Here is a 20,859-nt window from a genome sequence, read left to right on the forward strand (position 1 = left end):
TTTGCCGCACATTGAGAACGTAAGTCCTGTACGGGCCCCCGGTCAAGCGGAGTTGAGGCGCTCGGGGAAGTTGCCGGACAAGGGTCTTCACGGGTTCACCACATCGCGGACGGTCCGTCACTGTGTGTGATGTTGTGGCGCTCGGTGGCAGTCAACCCGGGCCCCGGCAACACCTCGTATCCCGTGGCCAACTGGCGTACCAGAAGGTGCGCGTGCGGCCGGGAGGGGTCCTCGGCGAAGTGTCTTTGCTCTGCCGTGACCCATCCGGTCCAGAAGTCCGTCTGCTCCGCCCCGTCCCGTCGCCTGCCCCGCTCCCACGCCTCCTCGCGCGGCAGGTCCAGCCACAGCAGCCGGGCGAGGTGCGGGCGCAGGGCGCGGCGGCCGGCGCCGACTCCCTCGATCAGGACGGCCGGGGCCGGCGGGAGCGGCTGCGGCGCGCCGAAGCGGCGTGCGCGCCAGTCGTAGGGCGTGTAGTGCGCCGTCTCGCCCCGGCCGAGCGGTTCGATCACCTGGCGGCGCAGCCGGTCCGTCCAGGCGAACAGCTCCTCGTGGCTGGCGATGTCGTCCAGGTGCAGAACGGGGACGTCGCCCAGGGCGCGCGCCAGCCGGGCGGCGAACGTCGACTTGCCCGAGCCGGCGTGTCCGTCGACGCCGACCAGGCGCACCGGGCCGCAGGACGGCGGGAGCCGGTGCAGCTGTGCGGCGAGCTGGTGCAGGGTGTCGGGCATCGTCCGGTGGGGTGGCGGTGGCGGTGGCGGTAGCCGTGGCGGGGAGAGTGTACGGCCGCTGCGGCCCAGGTCGTGCCAGGGGTGTGGACCAATATTGGTGGCGCGGCATGCCCGTCGGATGCTGGCCAGTGCCGCCCGCTGCGGTCATAGTGGGCCCACTGTCGCACGGACCTGCCTGCCCCGACTCGCATCCCTGGGGGTCTTTTGCCCATGAGCAGAGCCGAACAGCCCTCCCGCAGAACCCTCCTGGCCGCAGCGGTGACCGCCGCGGTGGCCGGTGGCGCCGGCCCCGTCGTGGCCGCCGCCGGCGCGTCCGCCGCCGGCCGCCCCACCCCGGCCCGGCCGATCGACCACCGGTCCTGGACCACGTACACCGACTGGCGCGGCGGCACCTCCCGCGGCGCCCGGGCCGTCGCGGGCGTCCGCCCCGGCCTCGTCATCGGCGAGGCGGCCGGCACGACCGACTACACCGACCCGCACACCGGCACGACCGCCCGCTGGGAGTACGCCACCTGGACCTCCCCGGTGCACCGGCCGGCCGTCCCGGCCACCGAGGCCGTCGCCTCCTGGAACGCCCACACCCCCGCCGGCACCTGGATCGGGACCGAACTGCAGGGCACGTACTCCGACGGCACCGCCACCCCCTGGTACGTGATGGGCCGCTGGGCGGCCGGCGACCAGGACATCAGGCGCACCTCCGTCGACGGCCAGAAGGACGGCAGGAGCAGCATCTGGACCGACACCTTCTCGATCGACGACCCCGCCTCCGGCCTGCGGCTGGCCTCCTACCGGCTCCGGCTGACCCTGTACCGCCGCCCGGGGCTGAAGGCCACGCCGACGGTGTGGCGGCTCGGCGCCATGGCCTCCGACATCCCCGACCGCTTCACGGTCCCCGCCTCCACCCCTGCCCTCGCCCGCGAGCTGGCCGTCCCGCGCTACTCGCAGGAGATCCACAAGGGCCAGTACCCCGAGTACGACAACGGCGGCGAGGCCTGGTGCAGCCCCACCTCCTCGCAGATGATCGTCGAGTACTGGGGCGGCCGGCTGACCCCGCAGCAGCTGGCCTGGGTCGATCCGTCGTACGCCGACCCGCAGGTCTGCCACGCGGCCCGGTACACCTACGACTACCAGTACGGCGGCTGCGGCAACTGGCCCTTCAACGCCGCCTACGCGGCCACCTTCCCGGACCTGCAGGGCGTGGTCACCCGGCTCGCCTCGCTCACCGAGCTGGAGACGCTGATCGCGGCCGGCATCCCGGCCATGACGTCCCAGTCCTTCCTCAAGGCCGAGCTGACCGGGGCCGGTTACGGCACCTCCGGGCACCTGATGACGGTCATCGGCTTCACCGCCGACGGCGACGTGATCGCCAACGACCCGGCGTCGCCCAGCGACGCGGCGGTACGACGGGTCTACCTGCGGCGAGAATTTGAAAACATCTGGCTGCGGACCAAGCGGTACAACGCCTCCGGCAAGGTCGCCTCCGGTACCGGAGGCGTCTGCTACCTGTACTTCCCGGCCCGCCCGACCCCGCGCCAGCGGGCCGCGCTCGCGGCGGTGGGCGTGCGCTGAACCGCTCCCGGCGGCCCCAGGGGAGCGCCCGGGGGCCGCCGTGCCGGAGCGGGCTGTGACCAACCTCTCCGCCGCAAGACGGCCCGTTGGTGGCATGGTGGACGATCGGCGGGGGACGACCCCGCACGGACGACCACAGTGAGACGACGCCATGACCGCACACACGGCCACCGCCCCCCGCGCCCGCACCGGCGGCCCCCGCGACGACGGCCCGACGATCCTCGAGCACGCGATGGGCTGGGTGCTCGTCGTCGTGCTCGCGATGCTCGTCACCCAGCTCGGACTGCTCTGAACCGGCCGTCGCCCGAAGGGTTCCCGCAGCGCGGACAGCTGTGATCTGAGGCAGACCCGGCCTGCCATACTGCGGCATGTCCGCCGCCCGCAGGAACCCGGGGTCGACCTTGAACCTCAGCAACCAGCCCGCTGCCGTCGCCGTTCCCGGACCCCGCGGCACGGAGCGCTCGCTGGCGCGTCGTACCGAACTCATCGCCATCGGGCGCCGTCTGTTCGCCGACACCTCCTACGACGCCCTGTCGATGGACGACATCGCCCGTCAGGCCCATGTCGCCAAGGGGCTGATCTACTACTACTTCCGGTCCAAGCGCGGCTACTACCTGGCCATCGTCCAGGACGCGGTCGCCGACCTGGTCGCCTTCGCCGCGAGCGGCGCGGACCTGCCCGCCGTCGACCGCGTGCACCGCACCATCGACGGCTATCTGCGCTACGCCGAGCAGAACCAGGCCGCCTACCGCACCATCGTCAGCGGCGGCGTCGGCTTCGACGCCGAGGTGCACGCCATACGGGACTCGGTCCGCGAGGCGATCATCCTCACCATCGCCGAGGGCGCCTACGGCCGCGGCGACCTCAGCCCGGCCGCCCGCATGGGCCTGCTGTCCTGGGTGTGCGGGGTCGAGGGCGCCACCCTCGACTGGGTCGGCCGCCCCGAGCTGTCCCGGGACGTGATGCGCGACCTGCTGGTGAAGACGCTGGGTGGCGCCCTGCGCGCCATCGAGGAGATCGACCCGGCCCGCCCGGCTCCCGGACCCGCCCGCCGCGACGGCTGACACCCGCGGCGCGGACCGATTCCGGCCTTCTCGGAAAGGCCGCGGATTTTTCTTGAAGTAAGCGGTCGTTAACTGGTGACGCGACCCTTCGAATCGGGCATACTCACAGCGCACAGCCGCTGGTCAGCAGTGTTCCGAGACCCGGAAACGCCCGCCCCGGCCGGCACCAGGAAGACCCGGCGGAGCCGCCCCCAACCCCGGGCGCACGTCCGCCGATGTGCCCGACAGGGAGGAGAGCGTCGCCATGCCCGACCGCGCCCCGCAGCCGGTGGACCGTCTGCTGCCCACGGAGGAGGCCCGGGATCTGATCTCGCTCGTCCGCGACATAGCGCAGCGTGAGATCGCCCCGAAGGCGGCCGAGGAGGAGGACGCCGGGCGCTTCCCGCGCGAGATCTTCTCCCTGCTCTCCGAGTCCGGACTGCTCGGCCTGCCCTACGACTCCGAGTACGGCGGCGGAGACCAGCCGTACGAGGTCTACCTCCAGGTGCTGGAGGAGCTGGCCGCGGCCCGCCTCACCGTCGGCCTCGGCGTCAGCGTGCACACCCTGGCCTGCCACGCCCTGGCGACCTTCGGCGGCAAGCAGCAGCAGGTCGAGCACCTGCCCGCGATGCTCGGCGGCGGCCTGCTCGGCGCCTACTGCCTGTCCGAGCCCGCCTCCGGGTCCGACGCGGCCTCCTTGCGCACCAAGGCCGTCCGGGACGGCGACCACTGGGTGATCACCGGCACCAAGGCCTGGATCACGCACGGCGGGGTCGCCGACTTCTACACGGTCATGGCCCGCACCGGTGAGGAGGGCCCGCGCGGGATCACGGCCTTCCTGGTGCCGGGGGACGCCGAGGGGCTGAGCGCCGCGGCGCCCGAGAAGAAGATGGGCATGAAGGGCTCGCCCACCGCCCAGGTCCACTTCGACGGCGTACGCGTCGGCGACGACCGCCGCATCGGCGAGGAGGGCCAGGGCTTCACCATCGCCCTGTCGGCGCTGGACTCCGGGCGGCTCGGCATCGCGGCCTGCGCGATCGGCGTGGCCCAGGCGGCGCTCGACGAGGCGGTGACCTATGCGACGCAGCGGCGGCAGTTCGGCAGGCCGATCGCCGACTTCCAGGGCCTGCGCTTCATGCTGGCCGACATGGCGACCCAGATCGAGGCGGGCCGGGCGCTGTACCTGACCGCGGCCCGGCTGAAGGACGCCGGCCGCCCGTTTGCCAAGCAGGCGGCCATGGCCAAGCTGCACTGCACCGACGCGGCGATGAAGGTGACCACCGACGCCGTCCAGATCCTCGGCGGCTACGGCTACACCGCCGACTTCCCGGCGGAGCGGTTCATGCGCGAGGCGAAGGTGCTGCAGATCGTCGAGGGCACGAACCAGATCCAGCGCATGGTCATCGCCCGCCACCTCGCGGGCCCCGAGACCCGCTGAATCCCGGCCCGGAGAGGGGACGCGGCCCCGCCGGCCAGGGTTGGCGGGGTGGTTCCGTCCGCCGGTCCGGGCGCCGGCGCCGCGGTTCGGTCCGCCGGCCCGGGTTCGGTGGGGCTGGGTGGCTTGCTGGGCTCGGGTTCGGTGGGGCTGGGTGGCCTGCAGGGCTCGGGTGGGCGGAACTGTGAGGACTGCTGCGCCCCTGCCCCGGCGATGCCGCGAGGACTGCTGCGCCCCTGCCCCGGCGATGCCGCGAGGGTCCGGTGAGTCCCGGTCCGGCGGGCCTCGAGGTCCGCTGAGCCCCGGCTTCTTGAGCTCCCGCGGCCCGCTCAGCCCGGGTCGCCCACGCCGCGGAAGCCGCCGAACTGCCCTGGACGTACCAGCGGGGCCGCCAGCCGGGTCCACTCCGGGTCGTGGCGGCCCGGCAGGGTGCGGCCGCCCTCCGCCCACATGCGCAGCACCGCGCGGTAGATGGGCGGGTCCGGGTGCTGCGGCGGCGCCAGAGGAACCGATTCTGCGGACGGCGGCACGAAGAGGCGCCGCTCATTCCCGGTCGTCGCATACGTGCGGGTCATACCCGGGCAACGCGGCGGCGGTCCACCAGGTCACCGGCCCGCAGAATCGGGCGTGAGTTCGCGCGGGGCGGCCGTTCGGTTCCGAGCCGCCCGCCCGTACCTGACGGAGCGTCAAAAATCGGCCGCACCCGGAACCGCTCGGGCGCCGCACGCCGAACCCGCACCACGGCACCCCAAGGGCCGTGGTGCAGGGCGGTCATGGTGCGTCGGGCGTGGCGCGCCGCGCCGGCCTGTGGGTCAGGCGGCGTGGCGGCGCATCGTCGGCACGCGCAGCGGGCGTGAGCCCGGGCCTCCGACGTGCGAGAAGGGCTGCGTCCGCCAGTCGAGCCCCTGAGGGAGCGTCAACAGCAGCGCCGTGTCCTGCTCCTGCGGTGCGAACGACTCGTCCGCGGGCCGGGCGTCGGACGCCCGGCGGCCCGTACCGGCACACACCGTGAGCCCGAACGGGTTCCACGGCGAGGCGCACAGCGCGTGCTCCGGCAGGACCTCCTCGTCCGCCAGCAGAGCGATGGGCTGCGCGCAGTCCGGGCAGATCACCCGGTACATCTCGAAGGTGTCGTAGGCGTCGAACTCCTCGCCGTCGTCGAAGGCGTCGGGTTCGACGCCCTCCGGCTCGGGCTCGACGGCCGGCTGCTGCCGCTTGGGCACGGAACGACCAGGGCGCTTAAGACTCTGCATGGGATTCTCCCCCTCGGGCTGGGCCGTGACGGCGCTGCGGCCTCGACCACAGCAAGCACTTCCCGTCCGCTCCGGGGGGTAATCACGCCACCATCACGGAGACCGTTCGAAGCGTGTGGCGTTCGTCACACAGCGTGTGCCGGCGGTCGGGCGCGGGCCGTGCGCCGCCCGGATGGCGCAGACGGCGGCCGGCCGCGAGGTCACGAACCGGGCATGACCTGGGCTTGGGAGGTATCCGAGGAGATCAGCCGCCCTGTAGGTTTCTGCGTCATGGAGGAGCTGGACCGTCAGATCGTGCAGCTGCTCGTCAAGGACGGGCGGATGAGCTACACCGACCTGGGCAAGGCCACGGGCCTGTCCACGTCAGCCGTGCACCAGCGGGTGCGACGGCTGGAACAGCGTGGCGTCATCCGCGGGTACGCGGCCGTCGTCGACCCGGAATCGGTCGGGCTGCCGATGACCGCGTTCATCTCGGTCAAACCGTTCGACCCCAGCGCGCCCGACGACATCGCCGACCGGCTGGCCGGGGTCCCCGAGATCGAGGCCTGTCACAGCGTCGCCGGCGACGAGAACTACATCCTCAAGGTGCGGGTGGCCACCCCGCACGAACTGGAGGAGCTGCTCGCCCGCGTCCGCTCGCTGGCCGGCGTGTCCACCCGCACCACAGTGGTGCTGTCCACGCCGTACGAGGCCCGTCCGCCACGCATCTGACCCGACCTGGGTGCGGAGCGGTCCGGCACAGGCGCGAGACTGTTCCCCATGAGTGAGCGCACCCCCGAGCCGCAGACCGTCCTGCTCCGCCGTGGCGAGGTCCACAGCCCCGCCGACCCCTTCGCCACCGCCATGGTCGTCGAACGCGGCCAGGTCGCCTGGGTCGGCTCCGAGGGCGCGGCCGACGCCTTCGCGGACGGCGTCGACGAGGTGATCGACCTCGACGGCGCCCTGGTCGCCCCCGCGTTCACCGACGCGCACGTGCACACCACCGCCACCGGCCTGGCGCTCACCGGCCTGGACCTGTCCGGCGCGCCCTCGCTCGAAGCGGCCCTGACCGCCGTACGGGAGTTCGCCGCCGCCCGCCCGAACGACCGGGTGCTGCTCGGGCACGGCTGGGACGCCGCCCGCTGGAGGGACGGCCGCCCGCCCACGCGCGCGGAGCTGGACGAGGCGACCGGCGGGCGCCCGCTGTACCTGTCGCGCATCGACGTCCACTCCGCCGTCGTCACCACCGCCCTGCTGGAGCTGACCCCCGCTCCCGGCGCCGTGGACGGCCCGCTGACCGGCGACGCCCACCACGCGGTGCGCGCCACCGCCCTCGGCGCGATCACTGCCGCGCAGCGCACCGAGGCCCAGCGCGCGGCCCTCGCGCACGCCGCGTCCCTCGGCATCGGCTCACTTCACGAGTGCGGCGGCCCCGAGATCTCCTCCGAGGACGACTTCACCGGCCTGCTCCGGCTCGCCGCCGAGGAGCCGGGCCCGCGGGTCGTCGGCTACTGGGCGGAAGCCGACGTCGCCAAGGCGCGGGAGCTGGGCGCGATCGGAGCGGCCGGGGACCTGTTCGTCGACGGCGCCCTCGGCTCGCACACCGCCTGCCTGCACGAGCCGTACGCCGACGCCCCCCACACCGGCACCGCCTACCTCGACACCGACGCCGTCGCCGCCCATGTCGTCGCCTGCACCGAGGCGGGCCTCCAGGCGGGCTTCCACGCCATCGGCGACGCCGCCGTGACCGCCGTGGTCGAGGGCGTACGCGCCGCCGCGGAGAAGGTGGGCCTGACCCGCGTACGGGCCGCGCGCCACCGCGTCGAGCACGCCGAGATGCTCAGCCCGGAGACCATCGCCGCCTTCGCCGAGCTGGGCCTGACCGCCTCCGTGCAGCCGGCCTTCGACGCGCTGTGGGGCGGCGAGGACGGCATGTACGTCCAGCGTCTGGGCGCCGAGCGGGCCCGGACGCTGAACCCCTTCGCCGCGCTGCTGCGCGCCGGCGTCCCGCTGGCCTTCGGCTCCGACAGCCCGGTCACGCCGCTCGACCCGTGGGGCACGGTCCGCGCCGCCGCCTTCCACCGCACCCCCGAGCACCGCGTCTCCGTCCGTGCCGCCTTCACCGCCCATACGCGCGGCGGCTGGCGGGCGGTCGGACGCGACGACGCGGGCGTCCTGGTGCCGGGCGCCCCCGCCGACTACGCCGTGTGGCGCACCGACGCCCTCGTCGTCCAGGCCCCCGACGACCGTGTCGCCCGCTGGTCCACCGACCCGCGCTCGGGCACCCCCGGCCTGCCCGACCTCACCCCGGGCCGTGACCTGCCCGTCTGCCTGCGGACGGTGGTCGGCGGCCGCACCGTGTACGTACGGCCGGGCGAGTGATCTACGGCGGCCGGGCGGCGGACCGGGGCCGCCGCCCGGCCGCCGCTCTCCCGTGGGCTGACCTGCGCGTTGACGCCGTCACCGCAGGTCGAACGGCTGTTGACAGGCGGCGCCCCGGGGCCGGTAGGTTCGGCGGAGTCCACCACCGGACGCCCGGTGCGGGAAACGTTCACGCAGTCGCCGCAGCGCCGCTGGGTCAGGGACGGTGCACCCGGAATCGGGAGCAGCGCCACTGGGAGCCAGGCTCAGCGCGGCGCCGGCGAGGGAACGTTTTGGCCGCGCCGGGGAGGTGTGACCCGGGTGGGGCCCGGGCGCTCAGTAGACAACGGCTCTCGGTCGATCCGCAGCCGGCGGGTCCGAGGCCGGCCCGAAGGGCGCCGGGCCCCCATCCGCCGCACGCGCGCGTGCGAACGGCCCCAAAACCGTCAGCCCTACCCCGAGTTTCCTCTTTGGACACCACCATACGAACGTCCTGTCACGTCATCGCAGGCCGCGGCCACTATGGTGGACCTCTGCGTACGGAGATGAAGGGGCAGCAGTGAACGACGGCGACGGGACTTTCGAGGCCAAGGCCCAGGGGAGGAAGTTCGGTCCGCTCGGCACGGCCTTGGTGATCATTCCGACCTACAACGAGGCGGAGAACATCAAGAGCATCGTCGGCCGAGTGCGGCAGGCGGTTCCCGAGGCGCACGTTCTCGTGGCCGACGACAACAGCCCGGACGGCACCGGCAAGCTGGCGGACGAGCTGGCCGCCGGGGACGACCACGTGCGCGTGCTGCACCGCAAGGGCAAGGAAGGCCTCGGCGCGGCCTACCTGGCGGGCTTCCGCTGGGGGCTGGAGCACGGCTACGGCGTGCTGGTCGAGATGGACGCCGACGGCTCGCACCAGCCCGAGGAACTGCCCCGCCTGCTCACCGCGCTCAAGGGCGCCGACCTGGTCCTCGGCTCGCGCTGGGTGCCGGGCGGCCGCGTGGTCAACTGGCCGAAGTCCCGCGAGATCATCTCCCGCGGCGGCAGCCTGTACTCGCGGCTCGCGCTCGACCTGCCGCTGCGGGACATCACCGGCGGGTACCGCGCCTTCCGCCGCGAGACCCTGGAGGGCCTGGGCCTGGACGAGGTCGCCTCCCAGGGCTACTGCTTCCAGGTCGACCTGGCGCGCCGCGCGATCAAGGCCGGCTATCACGTCGTCGAGGTGCCCATCACCTTCGTCGAGCGGGAGCTGGGCGACTCCAAGATGAGCCGCGACATCCTCGTCGAGGCGCTGTGGCGGGTCACCGCGTGGGGCGTGGGGGAGCGCGTGGAGAAACTGACGGGTAAGGCGAAGCCGGCCAGGCCGGCGGCGGCCGAGCCGGCCAGGCCGGCGGCGGGCGAGCCGGCCAAGCCCTCGGCGGGTGAACCGGCCAAGCCCTCGGCCGGTGAACCGGGTGAGCCGGGCGGCCCGTCGGCCGGCGGGACCGCCTGATCAGGCGCTTATCCGGAGCTGAGCCGGAGCCAGGCACACTGGACATATGACGACTGGCTCTCCGACCCCTTCCTCCTCCCGCCCCTCCGGCCCGACCCGTCGCTCGCGGCTGCGCACCGTGCTGCCGCTGGGGGTCGCCGCGTGGCTGGTGCTGGAGATCTGGCTGCTGACCGTCGTCGCCGGCGCGTCGAGCGGGTTCGTGGTCTTCCTGCTGCTGCTCGCCGGCGTCGTGGCCGGTGCGGCGGTGGTGAAGCGGGCGGGGCGGCGGGCCTTCCAGAACCTCAACGAGGCGCTGCAGCGGGGTGGCTCCCCGTCGCGCCGCGGCGGCAACGGCTTCCTGATGCTGGCGGGCCTGCTGCTGATGATCCCGGGGCTGCTCTCGGACGCGGTGGGCCTGCTCCTGCTGGTCCCGCCGATCCAGAAGGCCGTCAGCCGCTACGCCGAGCGCACGGTGGACCGCACGCTGCGGGCGGCCGGCACGGGCGGCTTCGGCGACGTCTTCCAGCAGGCCCGCATCCGCCGCCCCGACGGCAAGGTCGTCCAGGGCGAGGTCATCCACCACGACGAGCCGAACGACACCCCCCAGAACCACCGCCCCCCACTGACCCGCTGACCTGGAGCCCCGGAGACCTGGAGTCCCGGGGCCCCGGAGACCTGGAGTCCCAGAGTCCCGGAGACGCGGAGTCCCGGAGCGCTGGAGCCCGGAGACCTGGAGTCCCGGAGAGCCCGGCGCCCCGGAGTCCCGGAAAGCCCTGGCCCCGGAGCCGCTGGCCCGCGCCGCCCGAGAGCCCCGAGGTCCGCTCCTCGCGGCCAGCGCTTCACGCCCCGGCAGGCGCGCCGCGCCGTACGTCGGTCTCCGGCCTTTCGCACGGTGACCGGTGCGTTGCGCCCCGGCAGGCGTCCTTTGCCGCGTTGCGCGCCGGCAGGCGCCTTTGCCGCTCGACGGCCCTTTCGCGTCACGGCCAGTGTCACGCCCCGACAGGCGCGTCTTGCCGTACGACGGCCAGTGCCTTGCGCCTGGCAGGCGCGCCTTGGGTACGACGGCCGCCCTTCGCCCCTGGCGACGCACGCGCCGCGCCGTACGACGGTCACTGCCTTACGCCCGGCGGGCGCGCCTTGGGTACGACGGCCGGCCTTCGCCCCTGGCGGCAGGGCGCCTTGCGCTCCGGCAGGCGCAGCTTCCGTGCCTGGCGGACCGCGCCCTTAACGTTGTGCCGTCCCACAAAGCTGACCGCGCCTTGGCGCAAGAGGGCCCCGCGCCCCGCACCCTGGCGCGGACCCGCCGCGCGCCCCCGCGCAAGTCGCACCGCGCGTCCGCGCAAGACGCCCCGCGCTCTCGCGCAAGTACACGCAGACGCAGGCCGGCGCCCCCGCACACAAAAAGACCGCGGGCGCCGTACGTCGAGACGTACGGCGCCCGCGGTCAGTAACGCGCGCTGTGTTCCGGCTGAGCCCCGCAGGGACTACGCGGACTTGCGGCTGTCCCGGGGATGAACCGCGAGGTTCATCGCACCGGAACGCAGAACGGCGAGCCGCTCCTCGAGGACCTCTTCGAGTTCCTCTCGGGTCCGCCGCTCCATCAGCATGTCCCAATGCGTACGCGCGGGCTTGGCCTTCTTCTCCTCAGGGCCGTCGCCATCCACGAGGAGTGCCTGGGCTCCACAGACCTTGCACTCCCACTCCGGCGGGATCTCCGCCTCGACCGAGAAGGGCATCTCGAATCGATGCCCCTTCTCGCATGCGTACTCCACGGCCTGGCGCGGGGCCAGGTCGATGCCGCGGTCCGTCTCGTAGCTGGTCACCACGAGGCGCGTGCCGCGAAGAGCTCGCTCACTCATGAATCGTGCCTCCCGGGCTTGTCGCCCACAGGACAGGTGTCGCTGTCGTCGTCATCCGGTCAACGTCCGGTCGGCGGTAAAGATTCCCGTCCCGATGTCCCGTTCCGGGTCATGCGTCGCCGTCGTGCCGCAGCCTTGTCAACCAGTGCAGTACCCACCGACGCCCGGTTTGTCACGCCTGATCGGAGATGTCACCTAGCGCCTCGTCGCCTTTGACGCGCAGTAACGGTACGCCTGGCAGGCCAAACGCGTACACTACCGCCCTTTCACCCCGAGTGCTAAATCTTCTCGGGAACGGGATTGCCCGCGTCGCTGATCGCCCGCCGCACCGGCACCCGCGCGAGCAGCACGAAACCGATCGCGAAGAACGCCACGAGCGAGATGATCGCGGACCGGTAGCTGCCGGTCAGCTGGTAGGTGACGCCGAACAGCAGGGGGCCCAGCCAGCTCATTCCGCGGTCGCTCAGCTCGTACGCCGAGAAGTACTCGGCCTCCTTGCCCGGCGGCACCAGGTGGGAGAACAGCGAGCGGGACAGCGCCTGGCTGCCGCCGAGGACCAGACCGATCCCGGCCGCCAGCACGAAGAAGAACACCGGCGCCTTCGCGGGCAGGAAGTACCCCGCGCCGAGGGTGACCGTCCAGGCGATCAGCGAGCCGAGGATCGTCCGTTTCGCTCCGTGGGTGCGGGCCAGCCGGCCCATCGCCAGCGCGCCCGCGACCGCCAGCACCTGCACCAGCAGTACGGCGGTGATCAGCGTGGACTGGCCGAGGCCCAGTTCCTCCGAGCCGTACACCGACGCCTGGGAGATCACCGTCTGGATGCCGTCGTTGTAGACGAGGTAGGCGAGCAGGAAGGCCACGGTCAGTGGGTGGCGGCGCATGTCGCGGACCGTCGCCGCGAGCTGCCGCATCCCCGGCAGGGCGGCCTCGCGCTGCGCCGAGCGGCGGTCGCGCAGCCGCGCGAGCGGGATCAGCGTGAACGCGCCCCACCACAGGCCGGCCGAGGCCAGACAGATCCGCACGGCCATCGTCCGGGAGACGCCGAAGCTGTCGTGGGCGGAGTAGAGGACCAGGTTGGCGATCAGTACCAGGGAGCCGGCCGCGTACCCGAAGGCCCATCCCCGGGAGGAGACCGCGTCGCGTTCCTCGGGCCCGGCGATCTGCGGCAGGTAGGAGTTGTACAGCATCGTCCCGACCGACTGGGCCGCGTTCGCCACGATCAGCAGCACGCCGCCGAGCAGATAGCGGTCGCCGGAGAGGAAGAACATCCCCGTCGTCGCCGCGGCCCCCACATAGGCGGCCGCGGCCAGCAGCGGCTTCTTGCGGCCGGTGCGGTCCGCGGCGGCTCCGACCAGCGGCATCACCAGGACCGCCACGATCACCGACAGGGACACCGCGTAGGCGAAGAAGGAGCCGGCCCGGACCGGGACGCCCAGCGGATGGACGTATCCGTCCGCGTCGGCGGCCGACTTCGCGACCGAGGTCAGGTAGGGGCCGAGGAACACGGTGAGCACGCTCGTCGAGTAGACGGAGCAGGCCCAGTCGTAGAAGTACCAGCCGCGCTGTTCGCGCCTGCGGTCCGCGGCGTCGTCCGCCCCCGCCCTGCGCACGGTGCCGATGTCCACCCGCGCCCCTCGCTTCCCCGCTAAGGTGCCGCGCGCCGCCCGGGCGGGCGCCGGTCGGTCAGACCCAGACGCCGCGTTCCTCCATGACCTTGCGCAGTGTGTCGATGTGATCGGTCATGATGCCATCGACCCCCAGGTCCAGGAGCCGGTGCATGCGCTCGGGTTCGTTGACCGTCCACACGTGCACCTGCAGCCTGTGCGCGTGGGCGAAGCGGACGAAGCGCCGGTCCACCACCTGGATCCCCGACTGCACCTCCGGCACCTGCGCGGCCACCGCCGAGCGGCGCAGTGCGGCCGGCACACCCCAGGAGCGCAGCCGCAGGTTGAGCACGCCCCGGGTGCCGTAGGAGGTGGCGAGCTTCGGGCCCGCCAGGCGCTGGGCGCGCACCACGCGTGCCTCGGAGAACGATCCCAAGCAGATCCGGTCCCAGGCGTTGGTCCGGCCGATCATCTTCAGGAACGGGTGCAGCGCCGCCTCGGACTTCACATCGACGTTCCACCGCACCCGGGGGAAGGCCTCCAGCAACTCCTCGAAGAGCGGCACCGGCTCGCTGCCCCGCACGCGTGCCTGCCGCACCTGTGTCCACGGCAGGTCGGCGATCCGGCCGGCGCCGTCCGTCATCCGGTCCAGCGTGGCGTCGTGGAAGGCGACGAGCCGGCCGTCCTTGGTGGCGTGCACATCGGTCTCGATGTACCGGTAGCCGGCCTCCACGGCCCGCCGGAACTGCGCCAGGGTGTTCTCCAGGCCGTCGGCCGCGCCGCCGCGGTGCGCGAAGGCCAGCGGGCCCGGATGGTCGAGGTACGGGTGGCGTATGGACGTCGTCACGGACGCAGTATCGCCCGAACGGGTGACCCCGTGGCAACGACCGTGCTGCCCTGCGGTGCCCGCGGAACGGCGAAGACGCGCAGGAAGAACTGGGCGAGCGGACCGATGGACACCGCGTACAGCAGGGTGCCGGCGCCGACCGTACCGCCCAGCGCGAATCCGGTGACCACGACCGCCACCTCCACCACCGTGCGCGTCAGGCGGATCGAGCGGCCCGTGCGCCGGTGCAGCCCGGTCATCAGCCCGTCGCGCGGGCCCGGTCCGAAGCGGGCGGCGATGTACAGACCGGTCGCGACGCCGTTCAGCGCGATCGCGGCGGCCAGCAGCGGAACGCGGACGGCCAGGGCGTGCGCCGTGGGGACGGCCGCGAGCGTGCCGTCCATGGCGAGGCCGATGACGAAGACGTTGGAGACGGTGCCGAGGCCCGGGCGCTGGCGCAGCGGGATCCACAGCAGCAGCACCGCCGCGCCCACGACGATCGAGACCATGCCCATGCTCAGCCCGGTCAGCTCGGCGAGGCCCTGGTGGAGCACGCCCCACGGTTCCAGGCCCAGGCCCGCACGCACGAGCAGCGCGGAGCTGGCGCCGTAGAGGACCAGTCCGACGTAGAGCTGGATCAGCCGCCGGGGCAGGTGGCGCGGTGGCGTCGGCATGTCGGGTCCCCCAGGGTGGTGGTAGTGGCCTGCTGCATGACACCCTGTGGCGTGGAAGCACACGCTCTCCATGGCCAATTCGGGGAAGGTGGACTGATCGAGGTGGCGCAGTGGACCTCTGCGGTGGGTGCGACGCAGCTCGCCCGGCTGCTCAAGTCGCAGCAGGACCGCCCGGCGGGCCCCGGCACCCGCCGGCCCCCCGCCTACCGCGCGCTCGCCGACGGCATCCGCCTGCTGGTCCTGGAGGGGCGCGTCCCGGTGGCCGCCCGCCTGCCCGCCGAACGCGAGCTGGCCCTCGCCCTGTCCGTCAGCCGTACGACGGTGGCGGCGGCCTACGAGGCGCTGCGCACCGAGGGCTTCCTGGAGTCCCGGCGCGGCGCCGGCTCCTGGACCGCCGTCCCGGCCGGCAACCCGCTTCCCGCCCGTGGTCTGGAGCCGCTGCCGCCCGAGGCGCTCGGCTCGATGATCGACCTCGGCTGCGCCGCGCTGCCCGCGCCCGAACCGTGGCTGACCCGTGCCGTGCAGGGCGCCCTGGAGGAGCTGGCGCCGTACGCGCACACACACGGCGACTACCCGGCCGGGCTGCCGGCGCTGCGCGCCATGATCGCCGAGCGGTACACCGCGCGCGGCATCCCGACCATGCCCGAGCAGATCATGGTGACGACCGGTGCGATGGGCGCCATCGACGCGATCTGCCATCTTTTCGGCGGGCGCGGCGAGCGCATCGCCGTGGAGTCCCCGTCGTACGCCAACATCCTCCAGCTGATGCGGGAGGCGGGCGCCCGGCTGGTGCCGGTCGCGATGGCCGAGGGGCTGTCCGGCTGGGACCTGGACCGCTGGCGGCAGGTGCTGCGCGACGCCGCGCCCCGCGTGGCCTACGTCGTCGCCGACTTCCACAACCCCACCGGGGCGCTCGCCGACGAGGAGCAGCGGCGGCGGCTGGTGGAGGCGGCCCGCTCGGCGGGGACCGTGCTGGTGGCCGACGAGACGATGACCGAGCTGTGGCTGGAGGACGGCCTGGAGGGCGCCATGCCGCGGCCGGTGTGCGGCTTCGATCCCGCCGGCTCGACCGTCATCACCGTCGGCTCGGCCAGCAAGGCCTTCTGGGCGGGGATGCGCATCGGCTGGGTGCGCGCCGCCCCCGACGTGATCCGCTCCCTGGTCGCCGCACGCGCGTACGCCGACCTGGGCACCCCCGTGCTGGAGCAGCTGGCGGTGAACTGGCTGTTCAGCACCGGCGGCTGGGAGGAGGCCGTAAGGCTGCGGCGCGCCCAGGCCCGGGAGAACCGGGACGCCCTGGTCGCCGCGGTGCGGCGGGAGCTGCCCGACTGGGAGTTCGAGGTGCCCCGCGGCGGGCTCACGCTGTGGGTGCGCGCCGGGGGACTGTCCGGGTCGCGGCTCGCCGAGGCGGGCGAGCGCGTCGGCGTCCGGGTGCCGTCAGGACCGCGTTTCGGCGTCGACGGGGCCTTCGAGGGCTTCGTCCGTCTGCCGTTCACCGTCGGCGGCGCGCTCGCCGAGGAGGCGGCGGCACGGCTGGCGGCCGCCGCGCGGCTGGTGGCCAGCGGCGGGGCGGGGGGCGCGGAGGCGCCGCGCACGTTCGTGGCGTGAGCCGGCCGGTTCTTCCCGGATGGGGGGCGTACGCGGCCTGCGGTCCCCTTGCCGTGGCGGAGGGGTCCGGGGTCTCCTCCCTCACGCCGGAGGCGCCGCACGCGTGCGTGGCGTGCGGCGCCTCCGGCAGGCGTACGGACCGGGCCTAGGCCTGTTCCACCACCGCGGCCTCCGTGGTGAGCGGCTCCTCCGGGTCGTCCTTGTCCATGGGAACCTTCTCGCCGTCCGCGGGGGTCGTGCGCGGCGGCAGCAGGTCCAGGACCGCCTGCCGGTGCGCGTCCGTGGTCGCGTCGTCGTACGGGTCGGGGGTCGCCGGCACCTGCAGCCGGTGCACCGCGCCGCTGCCCAGGCGGGCGTAGCCGCGGCCGGGCGGGACGTGGGCGAGGGGAGTGGTGCAGGGCGGTGCGCCCAGGACGTCCTCCAGCTGGGCCGGCGTCGCCGGGCCCAGGGCGACACGCGCGCGTGTGTGCTGCCGTACCGGATCGGTGAGCGCGTCCAGGCTGTCGAACTGCTCGGCGATCACGACGGTGACGTTCGCCGCGCGGCCGTGCCGCAGCGGTACCTGGAGCAGGGCCTGCGGGTCCTTGCGGCCGTCGGCGGCGGCCAGCGGCGCGAACGCGGTCGGCCGGTCGAGCAGGATCCACAGCGGGCGCCGGGTGTCGTCCGGCGGCGGGTGGCCCTCCTGGCGGGCCCGGTTGGCGGCGATCAGCCGGCGTTCGGTCTCGGTGGCCGCCCACTCCAGGCTGGCCAGCGCCCCGCTCAGCCCGCACTCGACGGCCAGGACGCCGTCCCGGCCGGTCAGGCAGGCGTACTCGCCGGTGCTGCCGCCGTCGACGATCAGGACGTCGCCGTAGGGCAGGGCCTGGAGTGTGATCGAGCGCAGCAGGGTGGAGGTGCCGCTGCCGGGCTGGCCCAGGACCAGCAGGTGCGGCTCGGTGGAGCGGATGCCGGTGCGCCAGACGACGGGCGGCATGTCGCGCTGCTCGTCGCCGAAGGAGAGCGGCAGGGTCCGCTGGACCTGGAGGGAGTCCGTGAAGCCGAGGACCGTCTCGCCGGGGGTGGTGACGAATCGCTGCGCGGCGATGTCGGTGGGCAGCGGGGCCAGCACGCTCACCGTCAGCTCGTTGCCCTCCTCGTCCCATGCGAAGTGGTACTCGCGGCCGCGGCCCGACTTGGCGGTGAGCAGTTGCTCGACACGCGCGCGTGCCTCGGCCCGGCCGTCCGGGAAGTACGCCGGGTAGCGGATCTGGAGGTGCGCGATCCGGCCCGAGCCGTCGAACTCGTGCGCGGGGAAGGCCTTCTCCCACTCGCCGCCGTGCGCGTACAGCGGCGCCGGGTCCTCGGCGGTGGAGAAGTACGGCACCAGGGCCTCGTACAGCGCCTTCAGCCGTTGCGACTGCGACTCGTCCGGGCCCTCGGGCTCCGGGGGCGTGCGGTCACGGCCCTGCCAGGCTGCCGCCGCCATCAGGGTGATGACGGCGAGCAGCAGGCCGTACGGCACCAGGACCACGGCCAGGATCACCGCGGCCACCATGAACAGCAGCTGGCCGCGCTTGTCCTTCGGGGTCTCGGCCCACCTGCGCCGCCCGGCCGAGGCCAGCCGGCGCAGACCGCGGGTGATCGTGATCAGCGGATGGAGGACGTCGGTGGCGCTGTCCGCCGCCGTCCGGGCCAGCTCCCGGCTCCGGGCGATCTGCGCGCTGCCTGTGCTCAGGATGCGGGGGAGGGGGCGCCGGGCCACTGCTGCCTCCTTGTGGTGCGTACGGTCGGGGGGTGCGGCCTCAGAACCTGATGCCGCCGAGAAGACTCGCCAGGCTCTCGCCGCCGGCCTTGATGCTCGGCGCGATCGCCGTGCTGGCCAGGTAGAAGCCGAACAGCGCCGAGATCAGCGCGTGTGACGCCTTGAGGCCGTCCTTGCGGAAGAAGATGAACACGACGATGCCGAGCAGGACGACGCCTGAGATGGACAGGATCATTTGAGCTCTCCTGGTGTTCGGTGGGGACAGTCACCATGAGTACTTCCAGGCTCACAGGATGTATCTATACGATTAAAGGTGCAAATGGAGGAAATCCCCACGATTTCCCCCACTTGGTGGAGCGTCGGCTGCGCTGTCCGAGCAGGAGAATTGGCGTTGAACCAGCCTGTCCGCGATCTTTGCCGCTCACGGCGCCCGACAGGCGACCGACGAGCCAGTACCCTGGCGATTCACTCGTACGGCCGCACCGCTCACGGCCGTACGCTGCTCCGCGCGTCCGCGGCGGCAGCGCCCCGGCAACACCAGCAGTCCCCAACAACGCAGTGAGAGGCGGTCCGGCCGATGACTGAAGCCCCCGACCCCGAGGTCGTGGAGCTGGCGACCAAGATCTTCGATCTGGCCCGGCAGGGGCAGACGGAGCCGCTCGTGGCCTATGTCGACGCGGGCGTACCGGCCAACCTCACCAACGACCGCGGCGACACCCTGGTGATGCTCGCCGCCTACCACGGCCACGCCGACACCGTCCGTGCGCTGCTGACCCGCGGCGCCGAGGCCGACCGCGCCAACGACCGGGGTCAGACCCCGCTCGCCGGGGCCGTCTTCAAGGGCGAGGAAGCCGTCATCAGGGCCCTCCTGGAGGGCGGCGCCGATCCGGCCGCGGGGACCCCGTCGGCCGTCGACACGGCGCGCATGTTCGGCAAGGCCGAACTGCTCGAACTGTTCGGCGCGGCCTGAACACACCCGCTCCGACCAGCGGCAACAAGGATTTTGACCAGATAGGACACCGACCACGGGGGAGGCGGTAGCAGGCCGCCGGAAATTTCGGTCGCGGTGGGCGGAACCGCCGGGTCATCATGACGTCGGGATTCACGGACGCGATGGCCGGGCAGGTGACGCCGCACCGCGCGGGCCGTGACGCGGCCCGCATGGGGCCACCGACGAGAGGCAGAGAGAAATGGTCTACAGCAAGCAGGAAACGGCGGGCGCCCCGACGTGTCGTCACGCGGCCAGGTAATGCACGTCCCCGGTTGTGTCGACGCTTGATGTGAGGCTGTTTCCCATGTTCGATCCGGTCATAGCGCCCAGCGGTACGCTGCTCGGCCTGCTCCAGCGGGGCCGCGGCGACGGCACACTCCACGCGCTCACCGCCCCCCGCGCCGAGGCGCTCGCGGCACTGAACCACTGCGTGCTGCGCGACCCCCGCCACGACTGGCAGCTGGAGAACCGCTCCCTGTACTACGCCCGTCTCTTCCTCGACCTGGCCGGTGAGCTGGACGAGATCGAGGCCCACCTCTTCGACGTCGAGGACGCCTTCGACACCGACGAGTCCCGCACCGGACTCGCCCTGGCCGTGCTCGGCCACCTCGCCTCCTACGGCCGGCGCGACGCCCTCGAGCTGCTGCGACGCTACGCCGCCACCGGCTCCAACTGGGCCTGGGCGCTCGACGAACTCGCCCTGCGCGACGACGACGCAGGGCTGCGCACCCTCGCCGTACCCGTCCTCGCCCGCTTCACCACCGACGCCGAGGGCGAGGCCGCGCTGGCCGCCGTCGTGCGCGACGCCTTCGAACCGCGGCCGTGGCGGCTGTGGGCGAAGGACCCGCGCGCCGACATCGCGGCACGCGTGCGTGCCGCCCACGAGGCCGGCTGTTTCGACCGCTGGCAGCGGCAGATGCGGCCGACCGGTCCCCGGCCCGGGTGGAGCGTCGCCGCGGTCCTCGAATGGGCCCAGCAGGGCGTCGAACGCGGCGCCGCCCTCCATGTCCCCGCCGCCCGCTGCCTCGCCGCCGTCGCGGGCCCCGAGGACCGGCCCGAGATCGTGCGGGCCGCGCTGGACGGCACCGAGGGAGCCCGGTGCACCGCCCTGCGCTACCTCGCCGACAGCAACGACCCCCACGCTCTCGACCTGATCGAAGCCGCCGCCGTGGGCGGCACCGCGCCGGTCGTCGAGGCCGCCGTCGACGCCTTCGAACGCATGCGCGGTGTCGCCGCCGTCGACCGCGCCCGCGGCTGGGCCCGCCGCCCCGACGCGCTCGGCGCCGCCGCCGGACGCGTCCTCGCCTGCCGGGGCGGCGCCCAGGACAGCGACCTCGTCCTCGGCGCCCTGCGGGAGGCCGTACGCGGCGAGGGCTGCGACGCGCCCACCCTGTGGACCCTCGTCGACGGCGCCGGACGCCTCGGCATCGCCTGCGCCGCACCCGTCCTGCGGCACGTCTACCGCGAGACCGCCTCCTCCCATCTGCGCGGCCGCTGCGCCCGCGCGCTGGCCGCCACCGACCCCTCCTTCGCCATCGGCTTCGCCGTCGAGTGCCTGTGGGACTGCGAGGAGACCACCCGCGAGATCGCCGCGCGGCACGCCGAGACCGGCGACACGCGCGTGGTCGAGCGACTGCGCCGGCTGGCCGCCGACCCGGCGGAGGAGGACGAGGTCCAGACGGCGGTACGCAGCCGGATCGGGCCGGACGCGTCGGCGGTGTGAGCC

The 20,859-nt window shown here is 73.4% G+C and carries 20 protein-coding genes; 11 read left to right on the forward strand and 9 right to left on the reverse strand.

Annotation, left to right across the window (positions count from 1 at the left end; all coding sequences use genetic code 11):
* Positions 1–95: 95 nt before the first annotated feature.
* On the reverse strand, positions 96–728 hold the full coding sequence (locus AC0B9F_RS34380; protein ID WP_472009234.1) for a uridine kinase family protein: 633 nt from the start codon (positions 726–728) through the stop codon (positions 96–98).
* A 210-nt stretch (positions 729–938) separates the two neighbouring features.
* Here AC0B9F_RS34380 and AC0B9F_RS34385 point away from each other — a divergent pair, with 210 nt between their 5' ends.
* The 4 genes from AC0B9F_RS34385 to AC0B9F_RS34400 all read left to right on the forward strand — a co-directional run bounded on the left by AC0B9F_RS34385 (position 939) and on the right by AC0B9F_RS34400 (position 4,778).
* Positions 939–2,297 (forward strand): peptidase C39 family protein, encoded by a 1,359-nt coding sequence (locus AC0B9F_RS34385; protein WP_472009236.1) that lies wholly within the window; start codon positions 939–941, stop codon positions 2,295–2,297.
* A gap of 151 nt (positions 2,298–2,448) precedes the next feature.
* On the forward strand, positions 2,449–2,589 hold the full coding sequence (locus AC0B9F_RS34390; protein ID WP_363265095.1) for an SCO1431 family membrane protein: 141 nt from the start codon (positions 2,449–2,451) through the stop codon (positions 2,587–2,589).
* A 109-nt stretch (positions 2,590–2,698) separates the two neighbouring features.
* Positions 2,699–3,361, forward strand: coding sequence for a TetR/AcrR family transcriptional regulator (locus tag AC0B9F_RS34395; protein WP_472009237.1), 663 nt, complete (start codon positions 2,699–2,701; stop codon positions 3,359–3,361).
* 244 nt (positions 3,362–3,605) lie between these two features.
* Positions 3,606–4,778, forward strand: coding sequence for an acyl-CoA dehydrogenase family protein (locus tag AC0B9F_RS34400; protein WP_472009238.1), 1,173 nt, complete (start codon positions 3,606–3,608; stop codon positions 4,776–4,778).
* 326 nt (positions 4,779–5,104) lie between these two features.
* On the opposite strand, the gene AC0B9F_RS34405 is transcribed toward AC0B9F_RS34400, so the two are convergent.
* Both AC0B9F_RS34405 and AC0B9F_RS34410 read right to left on the reverse strand, forming a co-directional pair.
* Positions 5,105–5,350 (reverse strand): hypothetical protein, encoded by a 246-nt coding sequence (locus AC0B9F_RS34405; RefSeq protein ID WP_472009239.1) that lies wholly within the window; start codon positions 5,348–5,350, stop codon positions 5,105–5,107.
* Between the two features lie 237 nt (positions 5,351–5,587).
* Positions 5,588–6,028, reverse strand: coding sequence for a hypothetical protein (locus AC0B9F_RS34410; RefSeq protein WP_472009240.1), 441 nt, complete (start codon positions 6,026–6,028; stop codon positions 5,588–5,590).
* Positions 6,029–6,298: 270 nt separating this feature from the next.
* On the opposite strand from AC0B9F_RS34410, the gene AC0B9F_RS34415 reads away from it, so the two are divergent.
* The 4 genes from AC0B9F_RS34415 (at position 6,299) to fxsA (ending at position 10,464) form a co-directional block, all read left to right on the forward strand.
* The gene (locus AC0B9F_RS34415; protein ID WP_472009293.1) at positions 6,299–6,739 is read left to right on the forward strand and encodes an Lrp/AsnC family transcriptional regulator; all 441 of its coding nucleotides are present in this window, start codon (positions 6,299–6,301) and stop codon (positions 6,737–6,739) included.
* 48 nt (positions 6,740–6,787) lie between these two features.
* Positions 6,788–8,389 carry an amidohydrolase gene (locus AC0B9F_RS34420; protein WP_472009242.1) on the forward strand — a complete coding sequence of 534 codons (1,602 nt, stop codon included), beginning with the start codon at positions 6,788–6,790 and terminating at the stop codon, positions 8,387–8,389.
* Between the two features lie 538 nt (positions 8,390–8,927).
* On the forward strand, positions 8,928–9,851 hold the full coding sequence (locus AC0B9F_RS34425) for a polyprenol monophosphomannose synthase (RefSeq protein ID WP_472009243.1): 924 nt from the start codon (positions 8,928–8,930) through the stop codon (positions 9,849–9,851).
* Between the two features lie 46 nt (positions 9,852–9,897).
* Positions 9,898–10,464: an FxsA family membrane protein gene (fxsA, locus tag AC0B9F_RS34430; RefSeq protein ID WP_472009244.1), complete on the forward strand. Its 567-nt coding sequence runs from the start codon at positions 9,898–9,900 to the stop codon at positions 10,462–10,464.
* A gap of 850 nt (positions 10,465–11,314) precedes the next feature.
* On the opposite strand, the gene AC0B9F_RS34435 is transcribed toward fxsA, so the two are convergent.
* The 4 genes from AC0B9F_RS34435 to yczE all read right to left on the reverse strand — a co-directional run bounded on the left by AC0B9F_RS34435 (position 11,315) and on the right by yczE (position 14,793).
* Complete coding sequence (locus AC0B9F_RS34435) at positions 11,315–11,689, reverse strand: RNA polymerase-binding protein RbpA (RefSeq protein WP_010357981.1); 375 nt, start codon at positions 11,687–11,689, stop codon at positions 11,315–11,317.
* 278 nt (positions 11,690–11,967) lie between these two features.
* A complete protein-coding gene (locus AC0B9F_RS34440; protein WP_472009245.1) occupies positions 11,968–13,314 on the reverse strand; it encodes an MFS transporter in 1,347 nt (448 codons plus the stop codon).
* Between the two features lie 58 nt (positions 13,315–13,372).
* Complete coding sequence (locus tag AC0B9F_RS34445) at positions 13,373–14,140, reverse strand: glycerophosphodiester phosphodiesterase (protein ID WP_472009246.1); 768 nt, start codon at positions 14,138–14,140, stop codon at positions 13,373–13,375.
* Entirely contained in the window at positions 14,137–14,793 is a 657-nt protein-coding gene (gene yczE, locus AC0B9F_RS34450) for a membrane protein YczE (RefSeq protein ID WP_472009248.1), read from the reverse strand. Before yczE ends, AC0B9F_RS34445 begins: the two co-directional genes overlap by 4 nt.
* 102 nt (positions 14,794–14,895) lie before the next feature.
* On the opposite strand from yczE, the gene AC0B9F_RS34455 reads away from it, so the two are divergent.
* Positions 14,896–16,401: an SCO1417 family PLP biosynthesis transcription factor gene (locus AC0B9F_RS34455; protein ID WP_472009249.1), complete on the forward strand. Its 1,506-nt coding sequence runs from the start codon at positions 14,896–14,898 to the stop codon at positions 16,399–16,401.
* A gap of 145 nt (positions 16,402–16,546) precedes the next feature.
* On the opposite strand, the gene AC0B9F_RS34460 is transcribed toward AC0B9F_RS34455, so the two are convergent.
* Together AC0B9F_RS34460 and AC0B9F_RS34465 are read right to left on the reverse strand one after the other, a co-directional pair.
* Positions 16,547–18,142, reverse strand: coding sequence for a P-loop NTPase family protein (locus AC0B9F_RS34460; RefSeq protein WP_472009251.1), 1,596 nt, complete (start codon positions 18,140–18,142; stop codon positions 16,547–16,549).
* 40 nt (positions 18,143–18,182) lie between these two features.
* On the reverse strand, positions 18,183–18,377 hold the full coding sequence (locus tag AC0B9F_RS34465) for a hypothetical protein (protein WP_123759446.1): 195 nt from the start codon (positions 18,375–18,377) through the stop codon (positions 18,183–18,185).
* 342 nt (positions 18,378–18,719) lie between these two features.
* Between AC0B9F_RS34465 and AC0B9F_RS34470 the strand changes: the two genes are divergently transcribed.
* Both AC0B9F_RS34470 and AC0B9F_RS34475 read left to right on the forward strand, forming a co-directional pair.
* A complete protein-coding gene (locus tag AC0B9F_RS34470; protein WP_363265110.1) occupies positions 18,720–19,112 on the forward strand; it encodes an ankyrin repeat domain-containing protein in 393 nt (130 codons plus the stop codon).
* A gap of 325 nt (positions 19,113–19,437) precedes the next feature.
* Entirely contained in the window at positions 19,438–20,856 is a 1,419-nt protein-coding gene (locus AC0B9F_RS34475; RefSeq protein ID WP_472009253.1) for a HEAT repeat domain-containing protein, read from the forward strand.
* Positions 20,857–20,859: the final 3 nt, after the last annotated feature.

The organism is Streptomyces sp. NPDC097129 (assembly GCF_055668065.1).

Bases quoted from the DNA above. Each gene is read 5' to 3' on its own strand.
- AC0B9F_RS34415 (WP_472009293.1), top strand. From the start codon at position 6,299: ATGGAGGAGCTGGACCGTCAGATCGTGCAGCTGCTCGTCAAGGACGGG.
- AC0B9F_RS34405 (WP_472009239.1), bottom strand. From the start codon at position 5,350: ATGACCCGCACGTATGCGACGACCGGGAATGAGCGGCGCCTCTTCGTG.
- AC0B9F_RS34475 (WP_472009253.1), top strand. From the start codon at position 19,438: ATGTTCGATCCGGTCATAGCGCCCAGCGGTACGCTGCTCGGCCTGCTC.
- AC0B9F_RS34465 (WP_123759446.1), bottom strand. From the start codon at position 18,377: ATGATCCTGTCCATCTCAGGCGTCGTCCTGCTCGGCATCGTCGTGTTC.
- fxsA (WP_472009244.1), top strand. From the start codon at position 9,898: ATGACGACTGGCTCTCCGACCCCTTCCTCCTCCCGCCCCTCCGGCCCG.
- AC0B9F_RS34410 (WP_472009240.1), bottom strand. From the start codon at position 6,028: ATGCAGAGTCTTAAGCGCCCTGGTCGTTCCGTGCCCAAGCGGCAGCAG.
- yczE (WP_472009248.1), bottom strand. From the start codon at position 14,793: ATGCCGACGCCACCGCGCCACCTGCCCCGGCGGCTGATCCAGCTCTAC.
- AC0B9F_RS34400 (WP_472009238.1), top strand. From the start codon at position 3,606: ATGCCCGACCGCGCCCCGCAGCCGGTGGACCGTCTGCTGCCCACGGAG.
- AC0B9F_RS34380 (WP_472009234.1), bottom strand. From the start codon at position 728: ATGCCCGACACCCTGCACCAGCTCGCCGCACAGCTGCACCGGCTCCCG.
- AC0B9F_RS34470 (WP_363265110.1), top strand. From the start codon at position 18,720: ATGACTGAAGCCCCCGACCCCGAGGTCGTGGAGCTGGCGACCAAGATC.
- AC0B9F_RS34390 (WP_363265095.1), top strand. From the start codon at position 2,449: ATGACCGCACACACGGCCACCGCCCCCCGCGCCCGCACCGGCGGCCCC.
- AC0B9F_RS34435 (WP_010357981.1), bottom strand. From the start codon at position 11,689: ATGAGTGAGCGAGCTCTTCGCGGCACGCGCCTCGTGGTGACCAGCTAC.
- AC0B9F_RS34420 (WP_472009242.1), top strand. From the start codon at position 6,788: ATGAGTGAGCGCACCCCCGAGCCGCAGACCGTCCTGCTCCGCCGTGGC.
- AC0B9F_RS34385 (WP_472009236.1), top strand. From the start codon at position 939: ATGAGCAGAGCCGAACAGCCCTCCCGCAGAACCCTCCTGGCCGCAGCG.